The 22,399-nt window shown below is 61.2% G+C and carries 22 protein-coding genes and 1 other RNA gene; 11 read left to right on the forward strand and 12 right to left on the reverse strand.

What is annotated here, in order from left to right:
- Nucleotides 1-209 precede the first annotated feature (209 nt).
- Complete coding sequence (locus AHA_RS07175; RefSeq protein ID WP_011705326.1) at nucleotides 210-1,454, forward strand: NADH:flavin oxidoreductase/NADH oxidase family protein; 1,245 nt, start codon at nucleotides 210-212, stop codon at nucleotides 1,452-1,454.
- Nucleotides 1,455-1,479: 25 nt separating this feature from the next.
- Here AHA_RS07175 and AHA_RS07180 read toward each other — a convergent pair whose 3' ends face one another.
- Nucleotides 1,480-2,517: a Mal regulon transcriptional regulator MalI gene (locus AHA_RS07180; protein ID WP_011705327.1), complete on the reverse strand. Its 1,038-nt coding sequence runs from the start codon at nucleotides 2,515-2,517 to the stop codon at nucleotides 1,480-1,482.
- A 275-nt stretch (nucleotides 2,518-2,792) separates the two neighbouring features.
- Here AHA_RS07180 and malX point away from each other — a divergent pair, with 275 nt between their 5' ends.
- Both malX and AHA_RS07190 read left to right on the forward strand, forming a co-directional pair.
- The gene (gene malX, locus AHA_RS07185; RefSeq protein ID WP_011705328.1) at nucleotides 2,793-4,379 is read left to right on the forward strand and encodes a maltose/glucose-specific PTS transporter subunit IIBC; all 1,587 of its coding nucleotides are present in this window, start codon (nucleotides 2,793-2,795) and stop codon (nucleotides 4,377-4,379) included.
- Nucleotides 4,380-4,452: 73 nt separating this feature from the next.
- On the forward strand, nucleotides 4,453-5,655 hold the full coding sequence (locus AHA_RS07190) for a MalY/PatB family protein (protein ID WP_011705329.1): 1,203 nt from the start codon (nucleotides 4,453-4,455) through the stop codon (nucleotides 5,653-5,655).
- A 27-nt stretch (nucleotides 5,656-5,682) separates the two neighbouring features.
- Here the strand turns inward: AHA_RS07190 and AHA_RS07195 are convergent, their stop codons facing one another.
- The 3 genes from AHA_RS07195 to AHA_RS07205 all read right to left on the reverse strand — a co-directional run bounded on the left by AHA_RS07195 (nucleotide 5,683) and on the right by AHA_RS07205 (nucleotide 8,870).
- Nucleotides 5,683-6,462: a hypothetical protein gene (locus tag AHA_RS07195; RefSeq protein WP_237701969.1), complete on the reverse strand. Its 780-nt coding sequence runs from the start codon at nucleotides 6,460-6,462 to the stop codon at nucleotides 5,683-5,685.
- A gap of 39 nt (nucleotides 6,463-6,501) precedes the next feature.
- Entirely contained in the window at nucleotides 6,502-6,789 is a 288-nt protein-coding gene (locus AHA_RS07200) for a hypothetical protein (RefSeq protein WP_041217730.1), read from the reverse strand.
- 200 nt (nucleotides 6,790-6,989) lie between these two features.
- Nucleotides 6,990-8,870, reverse strand: a complete 1,881-nt coding sequence (locus AHA_RS07205; protein WP_164927587.1) for a PTS fructose transporter subunit EIIC — start codon at nucleotides 8,868-8,870, stop codon at nucleotides 6,990-6,992.
- Nucleotides 8,871-9,606: 736 nt separating this feature from the next.
- Here AHA_RS07205 and AHA_RS21690 point away from each other — a divergent pair.
- Nucleotides 9,607-9,756 carry a hypothetical protein gene (locus AHA_RS21690; protein WP_011705333.1) on the forward strand — a complete coding sequence of 50 codons (150 nt, stop codon included), beginning with the start codon at nucleotides 9,607-9,609 and terminating at the stop codon, nucleotides 9,754-9,756.
- Nucleotides 9,757-9,832: 76 nt separating this feature from the next.
- Here AHA_RS21690 and AHA_RS07210 read toward each other — a convergent pair whose 3' ends face one another.
- Together AHA_RS07210 and manA are read right to left on the reverse strand one after the other, a co-directional pair.
- The gene (locus AHA_RS07210; RefSeq protein WP_164927588.1) at nucleotides 9,833-10,339 is read right to left on the reverse strand and encodes a hypothetical protein; all 507 of its coding nucleotides are present in this window, start codon (nucleotides 10,337-10,339) and stop codon (nucleotides 9,833-9,835) included.
- Nucleotides 10,340-10,578: 239 nt separating this feature from the next.
- The gene (gene manA / locus AHA_RS07215; protein WP_011705335.1) at nucleotides 10,579-11,778 is read right to left on the reverse strand and encodes a mannose-6-phosphate isomerase, class I; all 1,200 of its coding nucleotides are present in this window, start codon (nucleotides 11,776-11,778) and stop codon (nucleotides 10,579-10,581) included.
- 129 nt (nucleotides 11,779-11,907) lie between these two features.
- On the opposite strand from manA, the gene AHA_RS07220 reads away from it, so the two are divergent.
- Both AHA_RS07220 and icd read left to right on the forward strand, forming a co-directional pair.
- On the forward strand, nucleotides 11,908-12,783 hold the full coding sequence (locus tag AHA_RS07220; RefSeq protein ID WP_005298937.1) for a helix-turn-helix transcriptional regulator: 876 nt from the start codon (nucleotides 11,908-11,910) through the stop codon (nucleotides 12,781-12,783).
- A 202-nt stretch (nucleotides 12,784-12,985) separates the two neighbouring features.
- Nucleotides 12,986-14,239: an NADP-dependent isocitrate dehydrogenase gene (gene icd, locus AHA_RS07225; protein WP_011705337.1), complete on the forward strand. Its 1,254-nt coding sequence runs from the start codon at nucleotides 12,986-12,988 to the stop codon at nucleotides 14,237-14,239.
- Nucleotides 14,240-14,326: 87 nt separating this feature from the next.
- Here the strand turns inward: icd and AHA_RS21695 are convergent, their stop codons facing one another.
- Nucleotides 14,327-14,503: a hypothetical protein gene (locus tag AHA_RS21695; protein WP_011705338.1), complete on the reverse strand. Its 177-nt coding sequence runs from the start codon at nucleotides 14,501-14,503 to the stop codon at nucleotides 14,327-14,329.
- Nucleotides 14,504-14,837: 334 nt separating this feature from the next.
- Nucleotides 14,838-16,169 carry a D-serine ammonia-lyase gene (locus AHA_RS07230; protein ID WP_011705339.1) on the reverse strand — a complete coding sequence of 444 codons (1,332 nt, stop codon included), beginning with the start codon at nucleotides 16,167-16,169 and terminating at the stop codon, nucleotides 14,838-14,840.
- A 298-nt stretch (nucleotides 16,170-16,467) separates the two neighbouring features.
- On the opposite strand from AHA_RS07230, the gene dsdC reads away from it, so the two are divergent.
- The 3 genes from dsdC to AHA_RS07245 are packed head-to-tail and all read left to right on the forward strand — an operon-like array spanning nucleotide 16,468 to nucleotide 19,180.
- Entirely contained in the window at nucleotides 16,468-17,427 is a 960-nt protein-coding gene (dsdC, locus tag AHA_RS07235) for a DNA-binding transcriptional regulator DsdC (protein WP_011705340.1), read from the forward strand.
- A 42-nt stretch (nucleotides 17,428-17,469) separates the two neighbouring features.
- Nucleotides 17,470-18,135 carry a class I SAM-dependent methyltransferase gene (locus AHA_RS07240; protein WP_011705341.1) on the forward strand — a complete coding sequence of 222 codons (666 nt, stop codon included), beginning with the start codon at nucleotides 17,470-17,472 and terminating at the stop codon, nucleotides 18,133-18,135.
- Nucleotides 18,119-19,180 (forward strand): HNH endonuclease, encoded by a 1,062-nt coding sequence (locus AHA_RS07245; RefSeq protein ID WP_011705342.1) that lies wholly within the window; start codon nucleotides 18,119-18,121, stop codon nucleotides 19,178-19,180. The genes AHA_RS07240 and AHA_RS07245 overlap by 17 nt, the downstream gene beginning before the upstream one ends.
- Nucleotides 19,181-19,257: 77 nt before the next feature.
- Here the strand turns inward: AHA_RS07245 and ssrA are convergent.
- Nucleotides 19,258-19,617: a transfer-messenger RNA gene (gene ssrA, locus AHA_RS07250) on the reverse strand.
- 119 nt (nucleotides 19,618-19,736) lie between these two features.
- Nucleotides 19,737-20,225, reverse strand: coding sequence for an SsrA-binding protein SmpB (gene smpB / locus AHA_RS07255; RefSeq protein WP_011705343.1), 489 nt, complete (start codon nucleotides 20,223-20,225; stop codon nucleotides 19,737-19,739).
- Nucleotides 20,226-20,394: 169 nt separating this feature from the next.
- On the opposite strand from smpB, the gene AHA_RS07260 reads away from it, so the two are divergent.
- On the forward strand, nucleotides 20,395-20,829 hold the full coding sequence (locus AHA_RS07260) for an SRPBCC family protein (protein WP_011705344.1): 435 nt from the start codon (nucleotides 20,395-20,397) through the stop codon (nucleotides 20,827-20,829).
- Nucleotides 20,822-21,169: an RnfH family protein gene (locus AHA_RS07265; protein WP_011705345.1), complete on the forward strand. Its 348-nt coding sequence runs from the start codon at nucleotides 20,822-20,824 to the stop codon at nucleotides 21,167-21,169. Before AHA_RS07260 ends, AHA_RS07265 begins: the two co-directional genes overlap by 8 nt.
- Before the next feature lie 127 nt (nucleotides 21,170-21,296).
- Here AHA_RS07265 and AHA_RS07270 read toward each other — a convergent pair whose 3' ends face one another.
- Both AHA_RS07270 and AHA_RS07275 read right to left on the reverse strand, forming a co-directional pair.
- Nucleotides 21,297-21,932 (reverse strand): NAD(P)H-binding protein, encoded by a 636-nt coding sequence (locus AHA_RS07270; protein ID WP_011705346.1) that lies wholly within the window; start codon nucleotides 21,930-21,932, stop codon nucleotides 21,297-21,299.
- A 124-nt stretch (nucleotides 21,933-22,056) separates the two neighbouring features.
- The gene (locus AHA_RS07275; RefSeq protein ID WP_011705347.1) at nucleotides 22,057-22,395 is read right to left on the reverse strand and encodes an outer membrane protein assembly factor BamE; all 339 of its coding nucleotides are present in this window, start codon (nucleotides 22,393-22,395) and stop codon (nucleotides 22,057-22,059) included.
- Nucleotides 22,396-22,399: the final 4 nt, after the last annotated feature.

The raw sequence follows: 22,399 nt of genomic DNA on the forward strand, positions 1-22,399 counted from the left end.
GCCTCCTGGGCTGCGGGTTGGCGGGTCTGCCCGCCGAAAGGGGGGATCAAGGGGAATTCTAGGGTGAAAGCCCGCTTGAATGTCAACGGTCCTATGGGCTGTGCGGGTGGAGACCATTTCTCCCATCGCGATGGCATCCCGATAAAGGGGCTTGACCTTCAAGTCAGCTTCAAACTTATGGTGGGGTCCTCACTACCGAGGAGATCGCCATGAACCCATTTACTCCCCTGACCCTGCCCAATGGCAGCCAGCTTATCAACCGCCTCGCCAAGGCCGCCATGGAAGAGAACATGGCCGACTATGACCATGCCCCCTCAGAGGCGCTGATCCAGCTCTATCGTACCTGGGCAGAGGGTGGCGCCGGCCTGCTCATCACCGGCAATGTAATGGTGGACGGCCACGCCATGACGGGGCCGGGGGGCGTGGTACTAGATTCCCACGATCTCTCCCCAGCGCTGGCCGGGCGTTTCAGTGCCTGGGCCGAGGCGGCCAAGAGCGGTGGCGCCCAGATCTGGATGCAGATCAACCACCCCGGTCGCCAGATGCCGGCGGCGCTGGGGCAGCCCACCCTGGCCCCTTCCGCCGTACCCATGGCGCTCGGCAGTTTCTCGAGGCAGTTCTCTCCGCCCAGAGCCATGAGCGAGGCCGACATTGCCGAGGTGAAGGCGCGCTTCATCAACACGGCGCTGCTGGCACAGCGTGTCGGTTTTGACGGGGTACAGATCCATGCCGCGCACGGCTATCTGCTGAGCCAGTTCCTCTCGCCACTTACCAACCAGCGCCGCGATCGTTGGGGCGGCAGCCTTGAGAATCGCGCCCGCTTGCTGCTGGAGATAGTTGAAGGGATCCGCCAGCAGGCGGGCAGCGGCTTCGCACTGTCGGTCAAGCTCAACTCCGCCGACTTTCAGCGTGGCGGCTTCAGCACCGAGGATGCAAAGGCGGTGGTGGAGATGCTCAACCCGATCGGGGTGGATCTGGTGGAGCTATCCGGCGGCAGTTACGAGGCGCCCGCCATGCACGGCCAGGCCCGCGATGGTCGGACTCTGGCGCGGGAGGCCTATTTTCTGGAGTTCGCTCGGGAGATCGTCTCTGTTGCCCATATGCCCGTGATGGTGACCGGGGGAATTCGCCGCTACCCGGTGGTGGAGCAGGTGCTTGGCAGCGGGGTGGCGGTCGCCGGCATGGCCACTGCGCTGGCCATCGCCCCGGATCTGCCCGCAAGATGGCACCGTGAGCAGGCGGCAAGTGCCGAGCTCAGGCCCATCCCCTGGCGCAACAAGGTGCTGGCCTCGGTAGGTTACATGGCGATGGTGAAATACCAGTTGCGGCGGCTGGGGCGCGGGCAGCCGAGCCGCCCCAAGATCGCGCCCGCCCTGGCGCTGGCCTGCCAGCAGTGGCAGACCCTGCTTGGCAACGCCCGCTATAGACGCTGGATCAAGGCGCAGGAAAAGTGAAGGGGGGGCTTGCCACCCAGCGAACTCAGGCCGATGCCCGCTTTTGCAAGCTGGGGATGATGAGATGGCGGTTGGGGGCGAGCTCGGGTTGCTGCAATCGGGTCAGCAGGCGCAGGGCCGCCTGGCGGCCGATGTCGCGGGCCGGCGAGCTGACGAAGGTGAGGGCGGGGAAGGTGAGTTCGGCCTCCGCCACATCGTCAAAGCCGAGCAGGGCCACCTGTTGGCCGACGTAGTTGTCCTTGCCTACGCTGCGCCCGCTCGCCTCGACGCCGTAGATGGCGCCGAGGGCTACCTCCGGGTAGTGGCAGAGCACGGCAGTCACCTTGGGGTGCCGGTGCAGCAACTGGGCGATGGTGTCGGCGGCGCTGCGCTGGGTGCGCTCGCACTCCAGTACCCATTCCGGTTTGAAGGGCAGGCCGTATTGCAGCAGGCTGGCACAGTAGCCACCGATGCGCTCGGCGCGGGTGAGGGAGTCGGCCCGCCCGCCGACGTAGGCGATATGGCGGTGGCCCTGCTCGATGAGATAGGTGGTGGCCTGCTGGGCGGCGTGGGTGTTGTCCGGGCCGATAAAGTCCACGTCGTCCCGATAGTAGGAACGGGCGGCGCACACCAGCGGCAGCGCCGAGCCGAGCAGGTGCTCCAGCGGCTTGGCGGCGGCGCCGCGCACCGGGTTGAAGATGATGCCCGCCACCCCCTGGCGCGACAGGGACTGGATGCTCTGCTGCAACCGCTCCGGGCTGTGGCCACACTGGGTCAGAAACAGCAGATAGCCCTGTTGCTCCAGCACCTCGCTCACCCCGGCGGTCACCTCGGTGTAGAAGGGGTCGGTGATGTCGCGCAGGATCAGACCCACCAGGTTGGACTGCTGGCTGCGCAGGTTGGCGGCGGCGCTGTTGGGCACGTAGTCGAGCTCTTTTATCGCCTGCTGCACCCGCTCGGCGGTGGCCGGCGAGATACGCCCCTTGCCGCGCAGCACCATGGAGACGGTGGTGACCGAGACCCCGGCCAGCCGGGCCACGTCGGTGATCTTGGGGTTGTTGGCGAGCAGCGGTTTGGGCGACATAGGCAGGCGGTGGCGATCAAGGCGAAGAGAGGAGGTGCACAGCATACCCGCTTGGGTTGCCGAGTGAAACGTTACATCCCGCGTCCATGGATCTGCCTCACAAATTTGAGGAACAGCGTCCAGCAGGGCGGTTGAACTGTGATCCTGTCGGCACTTGTGAGTTGATAAAACGTTTTATCATCCAGCAAAACCAGATACGGTTCGCCGTTGCCATCCGTCAGGGAGGCTACCGGGCAGGCGTATCGAATGACCCTCACCTCACAAGGATCTGACACATGGCCAAGTCCCCCGCCAAATCCACCATCTGGGAGTTCCTGCAGAGTCTCGGCAAGACCTTCATGCTGCCGGTGGCCCTGCTGGCCTTCTCGGGCATTCTGCTCGGTGTCGGCAGCTCGCTCACCAGCGATGCGGTCAAGCAGAGCATGCCCTTCCTCGACAATACCGTGCTGCAACTGCTGTTCCTCTGGATGACCAAGGTCGGGCTGGTGGCCTTTATCTACCTGCCGGTGATGTTCGCGGTGGCCATTCCGCTGGGTCTGGCACGGGAAGAGAAGGGGGTGGCGGCCTTTGCCGGTTTCGTCGGCTATGCGGCGCTCAACCTCTCCATCAACTTCTACCTCACGGTGGCCAATGTCATCGGTGATGGGGCGGCAGAGAAGGCCTACGGGGTGAAATCCATCCTCGGCATCAGCTCCATCGACACCGGTATTCTGGGGGCCATCATCGTCGGGGTGATCGTCGCCAAACTGCACGCCCGTTTCTACACCTACCAGATGCCCGATGCGCTCGCCTTCTTCGGCGGCGCCCGCTTCGTGCCCATCATCACCGCCATCGTGCTGGGGGTGGTCGGTCTGGTGGTGCCCCTGGTCTGGCCCTGGTTTGCGGCCGGCATCAACGGCATCGGGACGCTCATCTCCCACGCCGGCCCCTTTGGCCCCTTCCTGTTTGGTACCGGTGAGCGGCTGCTGCTGCCGCTCGGCCTGCACCACATTCTGGTGGCGCTGATCCGCTTTACCGAGGCGGGCGGCACATCGCTGGTGTGCGGCAACGAGGTGAGCGGCGCACTCAACATCTTCTACGCCGAGCTCTCCTGCGCCGACACCGCCCAGTTCTCGGTATCGGCCACCTCCTTCCTCTCTCAGGGCAAGATGCCGGCCTTCCTCGGCGGTCTGCCAGGGGCGGCGCTCGCCATGTATCACTGCGCCCGCCCGGAAAATCGCGGCAAGATCAAGGCGCTGCTGGTCTCCGGTGTGGTGGCCTGCGTCATCGGCGGCATCACGGAGCCGCTGGAGTTCCTGTTCCTGTTCGTGGCGCCGGTGCTCTACGTCATTCACGCCATCCTGACGGGTCTGGGCTTTATGACCATGGGGTTGCTCGGCGTCACCATCGGCAACACCGACGGCAACCTCATCGATTTTCTGGTGTTTGGCGTGCTGCAAGGCACCGCCACCAAGTGGTATCTGGTGCCGGTGGCAGCCGCCATCTGGTTTGCCATCTACTACGGGGTGTTTCGCTTTGCCATCGTGCGCTTCAACCTCAAAACCCCTGGCCGTGAAAAAGAGAGCCGCGAGATTGAGGCCAGCGAGGCTGCCCAGCCCGCGGGCAAGAAGGCTGGCAACAGCGGTTACAACGGCGAGGTGATCCTGAACGCCTTGGGCGGCGCCGACAACATCCTGGCGCTCGATAACTGCATCACCCGCCTGCGGATGTCGGTGCAGGACATGAGCCGGGTCGATGACAAGGTATTGAAGGCGAACGGCGCCATCGGGGTGATCAAGCTCGACGAGCACAACCTGCAGGTGGTGATCGGGCCCCAGGTCCATCTGGTGAAAAACCAGCTGCAGAGCCTGATGGGGGCCTGAGTCTGCCCTCTGTTAACGTACGTCGGGGGGGCCATGCCCCCTTGTTCATTGCTGTTTTACTGGTGAGAAAAAGATGGCCAATACAGACTCCTTTGATTTTGATCGCGTCGTCGATCGCCACGGCACCTACTGCACCCAGTGGGACTATGTGGCCGACCGCTTCGGCCACGCCGACCTGCTCCCCTTTACCATCTCCGACATGGATGTCGAGACAGCCCCCTGCATTCGCGCGGCCCTGGCCAAGCGCCTTGAGCACGGGGTCTTTGGCTACAGCCGCTGGAATCACGACGACTTCAAGGGGGCGGTGAGCAACTGGTTTGCCAGCCGTTACGGGGCGCAGCTCGACCCTGACACCCTAGTCTACGGCCCCTCGGTCATCTACATCATCGCCCAGCTGGTGAGCCTCTGGTCTGCGCCCGGCGAAGGCGTGCTGGTACATACCCCCGCCTACGATGCCTTCGGCAATATGCTGGCCGCCAACGACAGGGTGCTGCTGCCTTGCCCGCTCAAAAAAACAGAGGGGAGTTACCAGATCGACTGGCAATGCTTCGAGCAGCAAGCGGCCCGCTCCGATTGCCGGATTTTGCTGCTGTGCAGCCCCCACAACCCCACCGGCCGGGTCTGGACGCGGGATGAACTCGGCCGGATGGCCGCCATCTGCCAGCGCTACGGGGTCAAGGTTATCTCGGACGACATCCATATGGATGTGAGCTTTGCCCGCTACCTGCCCTGGAGCGAGGTAGCAGAGGACGAGAGCTGGGCGCTGGTGAGCTCGGGTTCCAAATCCTTCAATATTCCGGCCCTTGGCGGCGCCTACGCCTTTATTGCCAACGCCGAGGCTCGGGCCGCCTATCTGCAGCGGCTCAAGGCGGCCCATGGCCTCTCATCGCCCCCCATTCTCGGGGTGCTGGCCCATATCAGCGCCTATCGGAGCGGCGGCGCCTGGCTTGATGCGCTCAAAACCTATCTGCACGGCAACCTGACCCAGGTGGCTGCACGGCTAAACGCCGCCTTCCCCACCATCGACTATCGTGTGCCCGAGGGGACCTATCTCGCCTGGATTAACTTGAGCTGCCTTGGCATCGACACCACCGAGCGGATGGATGCGCTGCAAACCTTGCTGGTGGAAAAATACCGGGTCGCCATCATGCGCGGCGACACCTATGGCCCGGAAGGCACTGGCTATCTTCGCCTCAACGTCGGCTGCCCTCGCTCGAAAGTAGAGAAAGGCCTAGACGCCCTTATCAGCGCACTGCAAGAGCTGCTGGCCAGATAGCGCGCCGCCGCCCTCGGGCGGCGGTTGCTATTTCGAGGCGGCCTTGTCAGGCCGATAGCGGGTCTCTTCTATCTGATCAAAGCGGAGGATCAGGGTATCACCCCCCTTGAGGCGATAGGCACAGTGGGAAGCGTTGCAGGCGATGCGGATATGGGGCTCATCCCCGAGCATAAGCGACTGACTATGGGCCTCTGTCTGCGGCCACTTGTTTTGCTCGAGGCGGGTGATCTGTGTTTGTGCCTCTTCAACACCTTTCACAAAGAACCAGAGCGCACCCATGACGGGGATCAATATGGATAACGACAAGAAGGCAAATTTGTAATAGTTATTCCCCATCCAAACAAATGCTCTGAAAAGAGAGGGGGCGGGGTAGCGTCCAATCTTTTTGGCTCTTTTGATCAGCCAACGATAGAACATTGAGCTTTGCCACAGCCATGTGAGATGAATTCGCCAGCGAGCGCAGATGAGTAGGGTGATCGCCACTGAAAAAATCGTGAAGATGCTACCCAATACAGGCCACATCCAGGGTTTGAGCATATTGAGAGTCGTGAGAAGGCCAAGGGCCAGCAGATAATCCGCCGGTGGAGAAAATTCGGCATAGTCGAGGTTAAACGCCAGAGTATAGCCATAGTGATAGGCCATCCCCAGGAGGTAGGTCGCTGCTGTCAGGGCAGGAATGGCCGCCACGATCAATCCCGCAAAGCGCCAAGTCGTCCCCTTTTCTTCGGGTTCCAGCTCAGCATTGCGCAATGTTTTTATATGTTGGCGAAGCCAGCGCCAACGGGCGGCGGCTGTTCGGTCACTCACTGGGCGTCCCTTCACTCATCTAGTTGATATAGGAATCCGTCAGAGAATGGCGCGGCTGCGAAACAGCACCTTGCCACAGGCCAGGCAGGTGTGGCGCAAACGGTAATCGCCGGCGCCGGTCAGCGGCTGAAATAGCACCTTGTGAGAGCCGCAGGCACAGCAGCTGGCGTTTTCACTATCGTCGGTGGCGCATTCGGGATGGCGGGCGAGGTACTCGGGCAGAGTGGGCAGCTTGTCCCAGTCGGGTTGGGTCACCGCGCGATTCTTGAGAATGATGCCGGCGGTCACCAGACCCGCCAGGGTGAGCAGTACGTCCGTCAATTCCATCAGTGCAAGGCTCCATCCAGGTGCGGTCGCGAGGCCGGCTGGCATGCGAAGGCACAATATGGCTCCTATCTTATCGATCCTGAGGGGGAGGGCGCTATCCCCGTTCGGGCGGCTGACGAGCAGGGTTTGCTGTTGCCTGATACCGAGATAAAAGAAGGGGCCCTTGGCCCCCTCTGTCGTAGGTACTCTCAAGTCCGTTATCAGGCCACCTGGCGCCCCGGCTGGGTGCGGGCCAGCAGCCCTTCCGGGTTGTGGATTGCCTCCCGGGTCTTGACGTCTATGACCTCGATATGGGCGAAGCGCTCCTTGTTCTTGATGGCCACGTCGTGGGCCAGGATGACGCAGCGGGCGTTGGCCACGTCTTTGGGCGTAATGCGGTTGATGATGCCGTTGGCGCCCTGGGTTTCCACTTTCAGCTTGATGCCGGCCTTGGCGGCCGCTTTTTGCAGACTCTTGGCGGCCAGGAAGGTGTGGGCCACGCCGGAGGGGCAGGCGGTGATGGCCAGCACTTCGGCTTCCCCTTCCGCCTCGATGATCTGGTACTCCTCCAGGCGCTCGTTGCTCTCTTCGGTGTCGCTGACCGGCTTTTTCAGCAGGTTGACGATAAGGGCCGTGGTGAGGGCGCCGAGCAGGGTGCCGAGGATATAGCCCATCTTGCCCTCCACTACCGGCAGCACGATCCAGCCGCCCCAGGGGGCGTGGTTGATGCTGTGCATCATGAAACCGGTGATGTTGCCGACGATGCCGCCTGCGACGATGGCCGGGATGACCCGCACCGGGTCGGCGGCGGCAAACGGAATGGCCCCCTCGCTGATGCCGATCATGCCCATGATGGCGGCCGCCTTGCCCGCTTCACGTTCCTCTTTCTTGTAGCGCTTGGGCGAGAGCAGAGTTGCCAGCGCCATGCCGAGCGGTGGCACGCAGATGGCGATGCCGACCCCGCCCATCAGCCAGGGCTGGGTGTTGACCTGGGTCTGGGCGAACAGGGTAGCCACCTTGTTGATGGGGCCGCCCATGTCAAAGGCGGTCATGCCACCGAGGATGGCACCCAGCATCACCTTGCCGGAGCCCGCCATGCTGGAGAGCCAGTGGTTCATCCCTTCCATCATGGCGGCGATGGGGGCGCCGATGACCCACATGACGATGCCGCACACCAGAAAGGTGCCGATGAGGGGATAGATGAAGATGGAGCCGAGCGAACTCATGGAGTCCGGTAGTTTTATGCGTTTGAGCTGGTTGACGATGAGGCCGGCGATAAAGCCCACCAGGATGGCGCCGAGAAAACCGGTGTGAAACTGCTGCACTGCAATCCAGGAGCCGATCATGCCGGGGGCCAGGCCCGGTTTGTCCGCCATGGAGTAGGCGATGTAGCCGCCCAGCACGGCGGTAAACAGGGTGAGCCCGGCAATCCCCATGTCGGCCATGTCCTTGAGCACGCCCGCCTCGGGCACGGCGCCCTTGCCGCTGATCATCACCGACAGCGACAGCAGCACGCCCCCCGCGACGATGAAGGGGATCATGTGGGAGGTGCCGAACAGCAGGTGCTGCTTGAGGGTGTTGAGCTGGGCCTTGATGCCGCGCTCCTGCGCCTCCGCCGGCTGGGCGGGTTGCGCCCGGGCAGGGGCTGCGGATGGCCCTGGTGCGGCCAGCAAGGCGAGTACCTCGGTGCGGCTGGTGGCCGCCTGCATGCTGGCGATGAAACCGGGTTCCAGCAGCTTGGTGGAGAGCTCGGCCAGCACCTCGATATGGTGGTTGGCGCCGCCCGCCGGGGAGGCAATCATGAAGAACAGCCTGGAGGGCTCGCCATCTTCGGCGCCGTAGTCGATGCCCTGGCGGCTGATGCCGACCACGATGGCGGGTTCTCGCACCGCCTCGCTCTTGGCGTGGGGCAGGGCGACCCCCTGCTCGAAGCCGGTGTTGTCCAGCTCCTCTCGCGCCCAGAGGTCGCGGATAAACTGATCCTGACTGGCTATCTTGCCGCTGGCCTTGAGCCTGGCGGCCAGTTCGACAAACAGCGCCTGCTTGTCGCGGGCCGCAAGATCGAGGCAGATCAATCCTTCATCTATCAGGGTGGTGAGCATGGTTCTCTCCTGGCTGGTGCCGTCCGAATGGAGCTGGTCCTGTTGAAAACGGTGGTGCAACGGGTTGACCTGCCTATTGTTTCTCCCAGAGGGCTTGGCCGAAATCGGACATATGTGCCCTTTACTGGATTTTTGTGCCGACGGTGCCTGCCTGTGACCCTGCTCGCATTTTGTCCTGCCTGTACGGGGGAACTGGTTTTTATAATAATGCATTTCAAAACAGTCGATTATTTTTAATCTTAGTGCGGCTGATGACCAATAAGTGGTGAGCCTGAATGCTGTCGGCAGGCGACGGGATGGAGATTTGTGCGCTCGAGCGGGCGGGAAAATTGTGAGCCGGTCGGCAAAAGCGGTGGCCTGGCCGTGGGGGATGCTCACGGTGGCGGGGTGGCAGGAAACGCAAGAAGGGGGGGATGAAAAATCAGTGCATAATCGGCCGATTGAAAAGGGTGTGCGGATTTGCAGTAGTATGCATTTAACTATTTGATAATTAATATTTTGCATTTTCTTGGTCAGAGTGGGAAGAGGCGGTTTTGACCTCCTTTTGATGGCCTGTTGGGAGACGTTTAATCATTTTTTAGATTGCTTTTTGCATATCCAATCGTTTATTTAGTTGGACAGTTTTGGCAAACCGGAAGTCAAACCTGATGAACCGACAGGCCAACGCCCTTGATGCGGAGTGTGCCGTCAACCCGTTTTACTTGTCATGTTCACCTAGATGTAAGGAGACATCCCGATGGAAAAACTGGTCCAAGAGATCGACACCATGCGCGAAGAGTTCAAGCAACAGGAGCGCAAACAGGCCCACGACAAATGGCAGGCCAGGGTCGAAGAGCTGCAGCAGATCCGCGCTGAAGAGCCTCAGCCGGAGGCCGTGGAGGAGTGATCCCGTGGCCAGCCCTGCGCTGATGCGCACGTGGCCCGGCAGAATGTAAAACCCCCGCCAGCACGGCGGGGGTTTTTTATTGTGGTTCGATGGCGTTGTGGTTCTGCCATTGGCGCAGGCGCTGCTTGAGCGAGCCGTCGCCGGGCGGGATGAAGTCATCCATCAGGTAGCAGCGATTGTCGCCGCTCTTTTGAAAGTGGAGGCTGACGGTCTGCGGCTCTTTCTGGGTGTCGGAGAGGGCGAACAGATACTGCATCCTGACCGTTACCCCTTGCTCTTGCTCGTTGGCCAGGGTGAAGCTGACGGGTTCGCTCACCTCGCCATCCTGGGCGTTGATCCAGGGATCGGCATCGATGGCGCACACCTCGCCATCGGCGTTGCAGGCGGCCTCGCTGCTCAGCACGGCGAAGAAGTCGGGGGTGAGCAGCGCCTTGAGCGGCGCCGGGTCGGCGTAATAGAAATCCTTGTGCTCGTTCCAGAACGCCTTGGCCAGCCTGAGCGCCACCCCCTTGTCACAGGCGGCATGCGCCGGGCTGCCCAGCAGCGCCAGCAGTAAAACGGATAATCCGCAGTAGCCTTTCATGATGTTCTTCCTGAACTGGTGCCGGGTGACTGTGGTGGCCCCGGCGAGGGTCAAGGCGCAGTGATAGCCAGACGGGCATGATAGCCAACCCGGCAGAGGACGACAGCAGGATCTGATGAATTTATGCCGCACATCAAGAAATTTGTCGGCAGAAGGCAGGGGGGCGCGGTGGCTGAGACCGTCAAAAAACAAGGGCCATCCTGGATGGCCCTTGTGGTCATGAGTCGATGCAGACCGGTTTAGCAGCGGTTGCCGGCGCGGGCGACCCGGCCCTCGGCCAGCAGCTGGTAGCGGCCGGTGGCGGCCGGGATAAAGGCGGACTGACCCTTCTCGAGACGCAGGGTGTCGTCATCGCGCTTGAGGATCACGGCCTCGTCGATGGCAAACAGGATCTCGGCGCTGGTGGTGGTGAGCTGGTGCTCGCCCGCCGGATAGACGCTGAAGGTGAAGTCCGGCACCGGCACCTCGAAGTGCTGCACCGCCCCTTCTATGCGGGGGGCAAGCAGGATCTGGTCGTCCGGCTTGGGTAAGCAGCGGGTGCAGGCCAACAGCTCGGCCACGTCTATGTACTTGGGGGTGAGCCCGGCGCGCAGCACGTTGTCGGAGTTGGCCATGATCTCAAGGCCAGTGCCGCGCACATAGGCGTGCGGGGTGCAGGCGTCCAGATACATTGCCTGACCGGGTTGCAGGGTCACCACGTTGAGCAAGAGCGGCGAGAACAGCCCCACATCCCCCGGGTACTGGGCGGCCAGGCTGGTGATGAGAGCGAAGGTCTCTTCATCCTGATGCTCACCTGCATAGGCCAGCAGGCCCGCCAGTGCCTCCTCCTTGCGCGCCCCTTCCAGCACCAGCAACTGGTGGAAGAAGTGCTGCAGACCCGCTTCATTCTGGCTGGCGGCGAGGGCGGCAACCAGCTCGGCAAGGGCGGACAGCTTGATCCGCTCGAACAGCGCCAGGATGGCCGGGATGGCGCGAAAGCCGTTCATCGCCTGATAGGGGGTGAGGGCAAACACCAGCTCGGGCTTGTGGTTCGGGTCCTTGTAGTTGCGATTGGCTGCCTTGGACGAAATGCCGGCGGCCTCTTCCTTGGCAAAGCCCGCTTCGGCCTGCGCCTTGCTCGGGTGCACCTGAATGGAGAGGGCCTTCTCGGCGCACAGCACCTTGAACAGGAACGGCAGGCTGCCGAAGCGGGCCTGGGTGGCCTCGCCCAGCACGGCGGCGGGGGTGTTCTCTATCAGGGTCGAGAGCTTTTGCGCCTGCCCGGCCAGTACTACCTCGGAGCAGCCATTGGGGTGGGCACCCATCCAGAGCTCGGCCTGGGGCTTGCCCGCCGGATTGGGGATGCCAAACAGGGTGGTGAGGGCGTCATGGCTGCCCCAGTCGTAGCCTTGAATCGGATTTTGCATTGACAAAAAAGAGGGCAGATCGCGACTGCTCATAAGGGATGCCTCATTTGGTGTGCAGAAAATCGGGTGCAGAAAAGGGTGGCATTGCTGCCGTGGACCGGACTATAACATGGGCGGTCGCGGGCACCGCAACCGCTTGCCTCTCTCTTGATCAGGATCAGCATGTCTCTTGTCTTCAGCCAGTTGCTCGATGGCGCCCTCCACGAGCAGGCCCCCTTCGACCAGATCTGGTTTGCCCAGGATCAGGGGGTACCGCCCGGTTTCAGCTATCAGGTCAACTTTCCCCGCCTCGAGCTGGTGTTCAGCGGCGAGTATCGCAACCAGATCTGGGACAGGGAGCAGGGCTGCCAGGAGATCTGCATCGCCCCGGGGCAGGCGCTCTACATCCCCCCCAACGGCTGGAACAAGCCGCTCTGGACCACCGACTGCTCGGTGTTGAGCCTGCTGTTCGGCAAGCGCCAGCTCGGCTTCAGTCTGGTGAGCAAGCGGCGGGAAGACCCTGACTTCTTTGACGTACAAAAGCACAGCATCATGGCCCGGGCCGGCCATGTGAACGAACACATACTGGCGGCGCTCAACGTGCTGACAGAGGATCCCGCTCGCTCCCCCACCGACAATCACCTGCTGCAGGCGCTGCTCACCAGCGTGCGTCAGCTGCTGGCCGAGTCCACCTTCGAGCGGCCGCGGGGGGCCGAGCTGTTTCACGGGATCTGCATCTATATCCAGGAGAACTTTCACCGCCCCATCAGCCGGGATTCGATCGCCCATCGCTTCAACGTCTCGGCCAGCCACCTGTCGCACCTGTTTCGCGAGCAGGGGCACATGCGCCTGGCCGATTACATCAGCTGGGTGCGCATCGATCGGGCCAAGTTCATGCTCAAGAAATACCGCTTTCGCCTTGAAGAGGTGGCCAGCCGCTGTGGTTACAGCGATGTGAACTATTTTTGCCGGGTGTTCAAGCAGAAGACCGGGCTGACCCCCTCCCAGTACCGGGCACTCAGCCAGCCGCAGGGGCAGGCCGAGGGGCTGGCGGGATAAGCAGGGATGCTGCTGGAGCCTGTCCGAGTCAGGTGCCGGCGGGCCTGCTTCGGATCCGGAGCAGGCAGAAGGGACGCATTGTGATCCAGTGCGCGACTATGGTCTGACATGCGTGCTCGCCATTTGATTCTGCAAATGGATGGGCTTAAGATGGCCGCGCGCAACTTACAGATTGATAACAAACGGAAGTTAGGAGATGCCGATGGAAAGCAAAGTAGTTATCCCGACCCAGGGTCAAAAAATCACAGTCGATGCCAACGGCAAGCTGCAGGTTCCCAACCATCCGATCATTCCGTTTATCGAAGGGGATGGCATCGGTGTGGACGTGACCCCGGCCATGTTGAATGTGGTGAATGCCGCGGTCGAGAAAGCCTACAAAGGCGAGCGCAAGATCGCCTGGATGGAGATCTACACCGGCGAGAAGTCGACTCATGTCTATGGCGAAGGTGCCTGGCTGCCGGCCGAAACCCTGGATTTCATTCGTGAATACTGCGTGGCCATCAAGGGCCCGCTGACCACCCCGGTCGGCGGCGGTATTCGCTCCCTCAACGTTGCCCTGCGCCAGGAGCTGGATCTCTACATCTGCCTGCGTCCGGTCCGTTACTACGAGGGCACCCCGAGCCCGGTCAAGCGTCCTGATCTGACCGACATGGTGATCTTCCGCGAGAACGCCGAAGACATCTACGCCGGCATCGAGTGGAAAGCCGACAGCGACGAAGCCAAGAAGGTGATCGCCTTCCTGCAAAACGAGATGGGCGTGAAGAAAATTCGCTTCCCCGAGACCTGCGGCATCGGCATCAAGCCCATGTCCAAGGCCGGTACCGAGCGTCTGGTCCGTGCCGCCATCGAGTATGCCATCGACAACGATCGTGACTCCGTGACCCTGGTACACAAGGGCAACATCATGAAGTTCACCGAAGGTGCCTTCAAGGATTGGGGCTACGCCCTGGCCCAGAAAGAGTACGATGCCCAGCTCATCGACGGCGGCCCCTGGTGCTCCTTCAAGAACCCGAAAACCGGCAAGACCATCGTGGTCAAGGACGTCATTGCCGACGCCTTCCTGCAACAGATCCTGCTGCGCCCGGCCGAGTATGACGTCATCGCCTGCATGAACTTGAACGGCGACTACATCTCCGACGCGCTGGCGGCCCAGGTGGGCGGCATCGGCATCGCACCGGGTGCCAACATCGGTGACGGCGTGGCCCTGTTCGAAGCAACCCACGGCACCGCGCCGAAATATGCCGGTCAGGACAAGGTCAACCCGGGCTCTCTCATCCTCTCCGCCGAGATGATGCTGCGTCACATGGGCTGGACCGAAGCGGCCGATCTCATCATCAAGGGGATGGAAGCGGCGATCCGCAACAAGACCGTCACTTATGACTTCGAGCGTCTGATGGAAGGCGCCACCCTGCGCTCCTGCTCCCAGTTCGCCCAGGACATGGTCGACCAGATGTAATCCGGGTCACTGAAATGCAAAACCGGCGCCATGAGCGCCGGTTTTTTTATGGGTGATGGGCGGGTGCCGAGGGGGGCACCCAATGGGTCAGGTGGTCTTTTCCACGTGCTGCTGGTAGATCTGCTGCCATTTGCTGAACTCGGCCTCGTCTCCCTGGGCCTGCCAGAACTCGCAGATGGAGCTGGCGAGTTCGGATGCCATGGCGTGATCCCCATCGCGGCGACTCATCAGATATTGTCCCAGCCAGCTTTGATATTGTTTCATTGCCCGATCTCCTTATCTCGTGTGTCTTGCTGACCGCCGCCAGGCTTTGTGCCGGACGGGGCCATCAGGCCACGGTTTTTCTGCATGCCCGTGATGGTTGTGATCGACGGATTGGGGCGCGATCTCGCCGGATCAGGGCGTCAACGTGGGTGCAGATGTCAAAAAACGGCCACTATCGTATCACAAAATAACCAGCTTGGGGGGATTGTCGGCAATTCAAGGTGTCCAGCTGTCTGGAAGTCTGATGTGTGGGATGGTGAGCAGGGGCGCCATCTTGCTGATCCCACACGAGAAAAACCCGCCAGTCTGGCGGGTTTTATGGCTGAAAAAAAGATCAGCGGTGGGCGCTGGCCAGGTAGTTTTCCATCTCCTCGGCGGGCACCATGCCACCGCCGGTGGCCCACACCAGGTGGGTGGCCCGGACCATCTTGGCTGCATTCAGCCCTTGGCTGGCCTGCCACTCAAGGTTGGCCGCGACGCGCCACGGACCTGCCATGCCGGCCAGCGCAGAGGGCTCCAGCTTGATCTGCTCAGCACGGGCCAAGAGTCCGAGCAGGTCATACATCTCCTGATCGCTCAGGGTGTAGAAACCTGCCAGCAGCCGCTCCATGGCGCGGCCGACAAAGCCGGAGGCGCGCCCCACCGCCAGGCCGTCGGCCGCGGTGAGGTTGTCGATGCCCAGATCCTGCACCGCAATGGCATCGTGCAAGCCGGTGTGCACCCCGAGCAGCATGCAGGGGGAGTGGGTCGGCTCGGCGAACAGGCAGTGGACGTTGTCCCCAAACGCGAGCTTGAGGCCAAAGGCCACCCCGCCTGGGCCGCCGCCGACGCCGCAGGGCAGGTAGACAAACAGCGGATGGTCGGCGTCCACCACAATCCCCATGTCATCAAACTGCTTTTTCACCCGCTCACCGGCCACCGCGTAGCCGAGGAACAGGGTGCGGGAGTTCTCGTCATCGATGAAGAAACAGTTGGGGTCGCGCTCGGCCTCCTTGCGTCCCTGCTCCACCGCCACCCCGTAATCCTCGGCGTATTCCACCACGATGGCGCCATGTTTGCGCAACTTGCGCTTCTTCCACTCCCGCGCATCGGCCGACATGTGGACGGTGACGCGAAAGCCGAGGCGGGCGCTCATGATGCCGATGGACATGCCAAGGTTGCCGGTGGAGCCCACCGCAATGCTGTACTGGCCGAAGAAGTGGCGGAACTCGTCCGTGAACAGTTTGCGATAGTCGTCCTCTTCGCAGAGCAGACCGGCCTTGATGGCCAGCTGCTCGGCATGGGCCAGCACCTCGTAGATGCCGCCGCGCGCCTTGATGGAACCCGAGATGGGCAGATGGCTGTCTTTTTTCAGCAGCAATCGACCGGTGACCTCAACGCCGTAACGCTGGTTGAGAGTGGCCTGCATCGCCGGGATGGCAGCGATGTCGGATTCGAGAATGCCCTTGCTGGCGCGGGTCTCAGGGAAGGCTTCACACAGGTAGGGGGCGAAGCGGGCCAGGCGGGCGGAGGCATCCGCCACATCGCTGCCATCGAGCCCCACATAGGGAACACCTTCCACCAGGGTGGTGGCCTTGGGGTTGAACCAGCTGACCGGTTCCAGCGCGATCAGGGATTGCAGCAGCGGGAACTGCTGGGTGAGCTGCGATACGTCGATGTGTTTCATGGTGTGCTTGGTCTCGTAATGGAATTCGGGCGCGCCGGCCAGTCACGGCCGATGCCGTCTCAAGGCTGCTATAGCCGCGACGCACCCCGGCATGGGAATAAGCTTGGCGTTATTCAATGCCAACGAGGTGGCCGTGACAAATGATGAAATGAGCGTCTTGGATGAGCTGGATTGATGCAAGAGCACCACATTCATCACAATGTTGGCCTGAGAGCGACATTGGGTGGCGTGAGATGATGCAAGAGAGCACTTTTTCGGTATCATCGGCGCACGTGTTGAAGGGGGCAATGGGGGTGTCATGTATAAGCAGGATCATCAGGTGGCCATAAGCCGCATCGCGGGAAACAAGCTGCTCAACGGCTATCAGCTGGCCAGGCTGCACACCTTTGAGGCGGCGGCCAGACTCGGCTCCTTTGCGCTGGCCGCCGACGAGCTGGCGCTCAGCCCGAGTGCGGTGAGCCACCGGATAAGCGCCCTGGAGGAGGATCTCGGCTTCAAGCTGTTCCAGCGTTTTCACCGCAAGGTGGCGCTGACGACAGAGGGGCAGCGGGTGTTCTGGGTGCTCACCTCATCGCTGGAGTTCATCAACCAGGAGATCCTGGAGATCCGGCATCAGGAGCTGTCGGGCACCCTGACCGTCTACTCGCGCCCCTCCATCGCCCAGTGCTGGCTGGTGCCTCGGCTGGCGGATTTCTCCCGCCTGCATCCCCAGATCGAGCTCAACATCATGACCGGCAACGAGAACATCAATCTGCATGGTTACGGCATCGATCTCACCCTCTATTTCGATGACAAGACGCCTGCGCGGCTCGCCATCCATCCGCTGATGGACGAGTACATGGTGCCGGTGTGCAGCCCGGAGTATGCCGAACGGCACGGCTTGCTCGGCAACCCGGCCAACCTGGCGCACTGCCGCCTGCTCCATGATCGGCAAGCCTGGGGCCATGACTCCGACGGCGACGAGTGGTCCAGCTGGGCCGAGCAGTCCGGCGTTTCGCTGGCGGCATGCAGGGCCAGCATGGGGTTTGATCGCTCCGATCTCGCCATTATCGCCGCCATGAACCACGCCGGGATCGCCATGGGGCGCCAGAACCTGGTGAGCAAGCGGCTGGCACGGCGCGAGCTGGTGGCCCCCTTCCCGGACATGGCGGTGCGCTGCGCCCAGCGCTACTACATCGCCACCCTGCCCAATTGCCAAAATCCCAAGGCGCAAGCCTTCATCGACTGGGCCTGCCAGCAGGCGGGGGAGAGGGATTGAGCTCCCTTCTGTATATGAAGGAATAGCCAACTCACTGATCCTGTGAGATTATTTTTATTCCTTTCCCGATTGGAACGCATCGTGTCTCTTGCTTACTACCAGTATCATGCCCACGAACTGGCGGCCCGCTATCAACAGATCCCTGCCCGTGCCGTTCATGGTGATTGGCTCACATTGCTGGAACCCTGGCTGGTGGTGGCCCCACGCAGATTGCTTGACGTAGGGGCGGGCAGTGGACGGGATACAGCCTTTTTGGCTGGCCTTAACCCCGGCCACCATGTGGTGGCGGTCGAACCTTGCCACGCCTTCAGTGCGTTGGGTCAACACCATACTCGCACGCTAGCGGTGACGTGGGTCAATGATTCCATGCCAGCACTCTCTCATGTAATCGGCCCTTTTGATCTGATCCTGCTCAGTGCGGTCTGGATGCATTTGTCTTTGGCGGATCGCCCGCTGGCCTTGGCTCGTCTTGGTGAGCTGCTGTCGCCACAGGGTTATCTGGTGTTGAGCCTTCGCTTCTCCATATCGGAGCAGGAGGCGCGGGAGCGGGCTATGTTCCCGGTGAGCCTCGAGGAAGTTGAGTGTCTGGCACGGAAGGAGGGGCTGACGATCCTCCATGCCTCGGCCCTACAACAGGATGTCATGGCTCGTGGTGAGTTAAGTTGGCAGAGCCTGATCCTGGGGGGAACACATGCACGCCTCCCCTGAGCAACAACTTGCTTTCATCACTTATCTGCAGCGTATTTTCACCGAAGGCGACTTTGTGGCTACTTACAAGTGCGCCTTGCTTCACGGGATTGCAGATATCGCTATCGGGCGCAATGCCGATAGCCATGAACTGGCAGCTGCCCGTACCATCACGCTGGATGAGCTTGCAGCCAAATTTGTTGAGCTCTACTGGCAGCACTCTCTACCTTACTCGGCAACGGAAGAGAGTGCTGCTTTGCTCAAGCAGAGCAGCGGACGTCAGGCAATCATGCTGACAGAGTTGTCTCGGCTGCGTGAAGAGGGTGTGAGTTCGGTGACCGCTTTGCGGGGCCATTCTGCCTGGCGACCTCTCATTGCCCGAGTGCGGCGTATCCTGATTGAAGGCCCGTTATGGCGTTTGCAGATCCTGGGAGGGCAGGAGGTGTGCCACCTCTATCCTCATCACAAGGGGGTGGATCACATTTGCCTTAACCCCGGCATTCTCTACTGTCTTCACCGCTTTTACGATCTGGTTGTCTCCCTTTCCCGACAGCATTGGCTGCAGCTTATCTGCGACATAAAGGGCAATCAGGGGCTGATTGGCCCCAGTGTTGGGCTGGAAGATTTTCTCTTTGGTTCACGTCGGCAGGGGTTGGGACGGGTGGGGAAAGTACTGAGAGAGTTGCAGGGGGGAACCTGCTTTTACTGCCGCAAGGCGATACTGGGGGCTGGCGAGGTGGATCACTTCATCCCCTGGCGCCGTTATCCTCTCGATCTGGGTCACAACTTCGTGCTGGCACATGCCAACTGCAATCGCAGCAAGCGAGACTTCCTGGCAGCGCCAGAACACAGGGATGCCTGGTATGAGCAGAATATTGTGACGCACGGAACACTCCTCACCGACGAGCTCGGGCTTTTGGTGGGGGTGGATGCTGAACGTTCTACCGCTATAGTGACCTGGGCCTATCAGCAGGCCGTTCGCGAGCAGGCTCGGTTGTGGCGGGGCATTGACGAGTTTGTTGACGTTATAGTGCCTGGGTTGGATATTTCCCTGCCTTCTTGGTAGGCGTGAATCTTTTCTAAGTGTCAGGATGCCGGATATAAAAAGGGCCACCTCTTGCGAGGTGGCCCTTTCCAAACGTTTGGTGGAGCTGGGGGGATTTGAACCCCCGTCCAAAATTACTACATCCTTGGCACTACATGCTTAGTCACTCTTTACATTCGCCAACCCGCTGCGGAGAGACACGCCACGAATTGACTAGCTCGATTGGTTTTAATGCTTCCGCCCCGAGCAGGACTTCCACACGATCCTGTGAAGGATGACCTTCCGATTCCCTAGGACACAGGCAAGCTAGGGTAGAAGGGCTCAGCGCAGGTTATTAAGCTGCGAGTGCGTAGTTTTCGTCGTTTGCGACTATTTTTTTGCGGTTTATTAACGAGGCCTACCGCACCTCGGCATGCACCTTGGGTTTCGTGAATCTTGTCGAATCCAGAATCAGCCCCAAGTTGTTAAGAGCGATTGTACGCAAAAATCCTGTCATGGCAAGGCGTTGATGGCAATCGACCGGCCTTGGCCGGTCGATTGCTGGTTTATTGGGCGGCGCCCGGCAGGCGGCGCACTATCAACCGCGGTGCTTGTTCTTCATGATGCGCGCTTTTTCCCGATCCCATTCGCGGGCCTTGGTGTCTTCGCGCTTGTCGTGCTCTTTCTTGCCCTTCACCAGGCCGATCTCGACCTTGACCCAGCACTGTTTCCAGTAGAGGGCGAGGGGAACGACGGTGTAACCCTGGCGGGCAATCAGGCTCTCGAGCTTGTCGAGTTCACGACGGCTCAGCAGCAGTTTGCGGGTTCGGGTCGGGTCGCACACCACATGGCTGGAAGCCGCTTGCAGTGGCAGGAAGCTGGATCCGAACAGGTAGGCCTCACCATCGCGGAAGATGACATAGGCTTCGCTGATGTTGGCCTTGCCCGCCCGCAGAGATTTGACTTCCCACCCTTGCAGGGACAGACCCGCCTCGATCTTCTCTTCGATGAAGTATTCGTGGCGCGCGCTTCTGTTGAGTGCAATGGTGTTGGACCCGGCTTTGTTTTTACTGTTTTTTTTGCTCATGACGGGCGATTTCCGGCAATGACTGGGAGGAGGGCATTATACGTGGGCAAGGGCGGCTGTAAAACGCGCAGCGGGTCAACTGATGGCTTTATGAGCAGTTTGACCGAGGTTTTACCTCCACAAGATGAAACATGATGATAAAATCGCGGCGATTGGATGAGGAAAAGCCATGCCCCGTATTACTCGCAGTGCCCTGGTGATGTTCAGCGCCGAACAGATGTTCAGGCTGGTCAATGATGTTCACGCTTATCCGGAGTTCCTGCCCGGTTGTGTCGGCAGCCGTGTCCACGAAACCGGCGATGACTATATGACGGCCTCGGTCGATGTGGCCAAGGCCGGGATTGCCAAGACCTTTACCACCCGCAATCTGCTCGATGCCAACCGGCAGATCAAGATGGAGCTGGTGGAGGGACCCTTCAGCAAGCTGGCGGGCTGGTGGACCTTCACGCCGCTGGACGTGGATGCCTGCAAGGTGGAGTTCGATCTCGACTTCGAGTTCACCTCCAAACTCATCGAGCTGGCCTTCGGCCAGATCTTCCGCGATCTGGTGAGCTCCATGGTGCTCGCCTTCTCCAACCGCGCCAAGGTGGTGTACGGTGCCTGATCAACTCAACATCGAAGTGGTCTACGCCCTGCCCGAGCGGCAGACGGTGCTGCGGCTGCGGGTGCCTGCACAGACCTCGGTGCTGGCCGCCCTCGAGCAATCCGGCATAGTGCAAAAACACCCCGAGATCGATCTGACGGTCAACAAGTTCGGCATCTACAGCCGACCAGTCAAGGGCTCCGAGTTGCTGCAAGATGGCGATCGCATCGAGATCTACCGTCCGCTCATCGCCGATCCCAAGGAGATGCGCAAGAAGCGCGCGGAAAAGGCCAAGGAAGAGGGACGTGCCGACGTGGTCACGGGTGGCCGTCCCAATGCCAATCGCAAACAGTCTGACTAAATGCCTGCATTGGCAGGCATGATACTTCGTATAAAAAGTGCCAGCACAGGCACGACACCGCATATAAAAAAGGCGCCTTGGCGCCTTTTTTGATCCCGTCATCTACCCGCCACGTCGAGGCGCTTCGCTACAGCTGGAGCAGTCGCTCGTTCTCAACCACTTCGCAGCCGGCGGGCTGGCGGGAGAGGGCGATCATGGCGCGGGCCACCTGGCCGGCCTCGATGGCGCGCCAGCGGCGCAACCTGCCAACCAGCAGCGGCTTCAGCAACGGGTAGATGGCCTGGAAAAACTGCTCCGAGCGGCGCGGTGGCTGGCGGTCTCCCAGCAACATGGCGGGGCGCACGATGGCGAGTCGCGGCCAGGGCTGGGCGAGCAGAGCCTGCTCCATCTCCCCCTTGGTACGCGGATAAAGGGCAGGGGAGTGCGGGTTGGCCCCCAGGCTCGAGACCACCACCAACCGCTGGCAGCCGTGGCGGCGGGCCAGCTCGGCAAAGGCCAGCACATAGTGAAGATCGACCCGGCGAAAGGCCTCGGCCGAGCCGGCCTGCTTGCGGGTGGTGCCAAGACAGCAGAAGGCGAGATCCACCGGCTCGGGCAGATTCACCTCGGCCAGCATATCGAAATTGACTGGCAGCCAGTGGTGGGCGGGTTGCGGCGGCCCGGGCTTGCGGCAGAGCAGGGTTAGCTCGGGCTCTGCTGGCAGTTGTCGCACCAGCTCGCGGCCGATGAGGCCGGTGGCTCCGGCGATCAGGATCCGGCTCATGCTGCTCTCCCTGTGTGATGAAATTGACGTCCGCATCTGGTGAAGGGCAGCCCTCTGCTAGCGGGTTGTCCGTGGCTGGCGGCGCTAAAACAAAACCGGCGCGAGGCCGGTTTTGTGGATGGGATCAGAGCGGGGTATGGAACGCCGCTGGCAGCGGGAAGTCGCCGGTGACCGTAGCCAATCTGTCGTTGGCAAAGGTCAGGGTGAGCTCCTTGCGCTCTTTCTCGCCGCGCCCCGGCTGGAATTCATAGAGGTAATACCAGGTGTTCGGGTCAAAGCCATCGCGCAGCATGGCGGAGCCCAGCACGAACTCGACCTGCTCGCGGGTCATGCCCTGGCGCAGTTTGTCGACCTGTTTTTGTTCCACATAGTTGCCCTGAGGAATATCGATGCGATAGACCAGGCTGCAACCGGACAGGGTGAGGGCGGTCAGGGCCGCGGCAATCAGGTGTTTCATCCGCATATCG

Origin of the sequence: Aeromonas hydrophila subsp. hydrophila ATCC 7966, from assembly GCF_000014805.1 — a bacterium.
Lineage (GTDB): Bacteria > Pseudomonadota > Gammaproteobacteria > Enterobacterales > Aeromonadaceae > Aeromonas > Aeromonas hydrophila.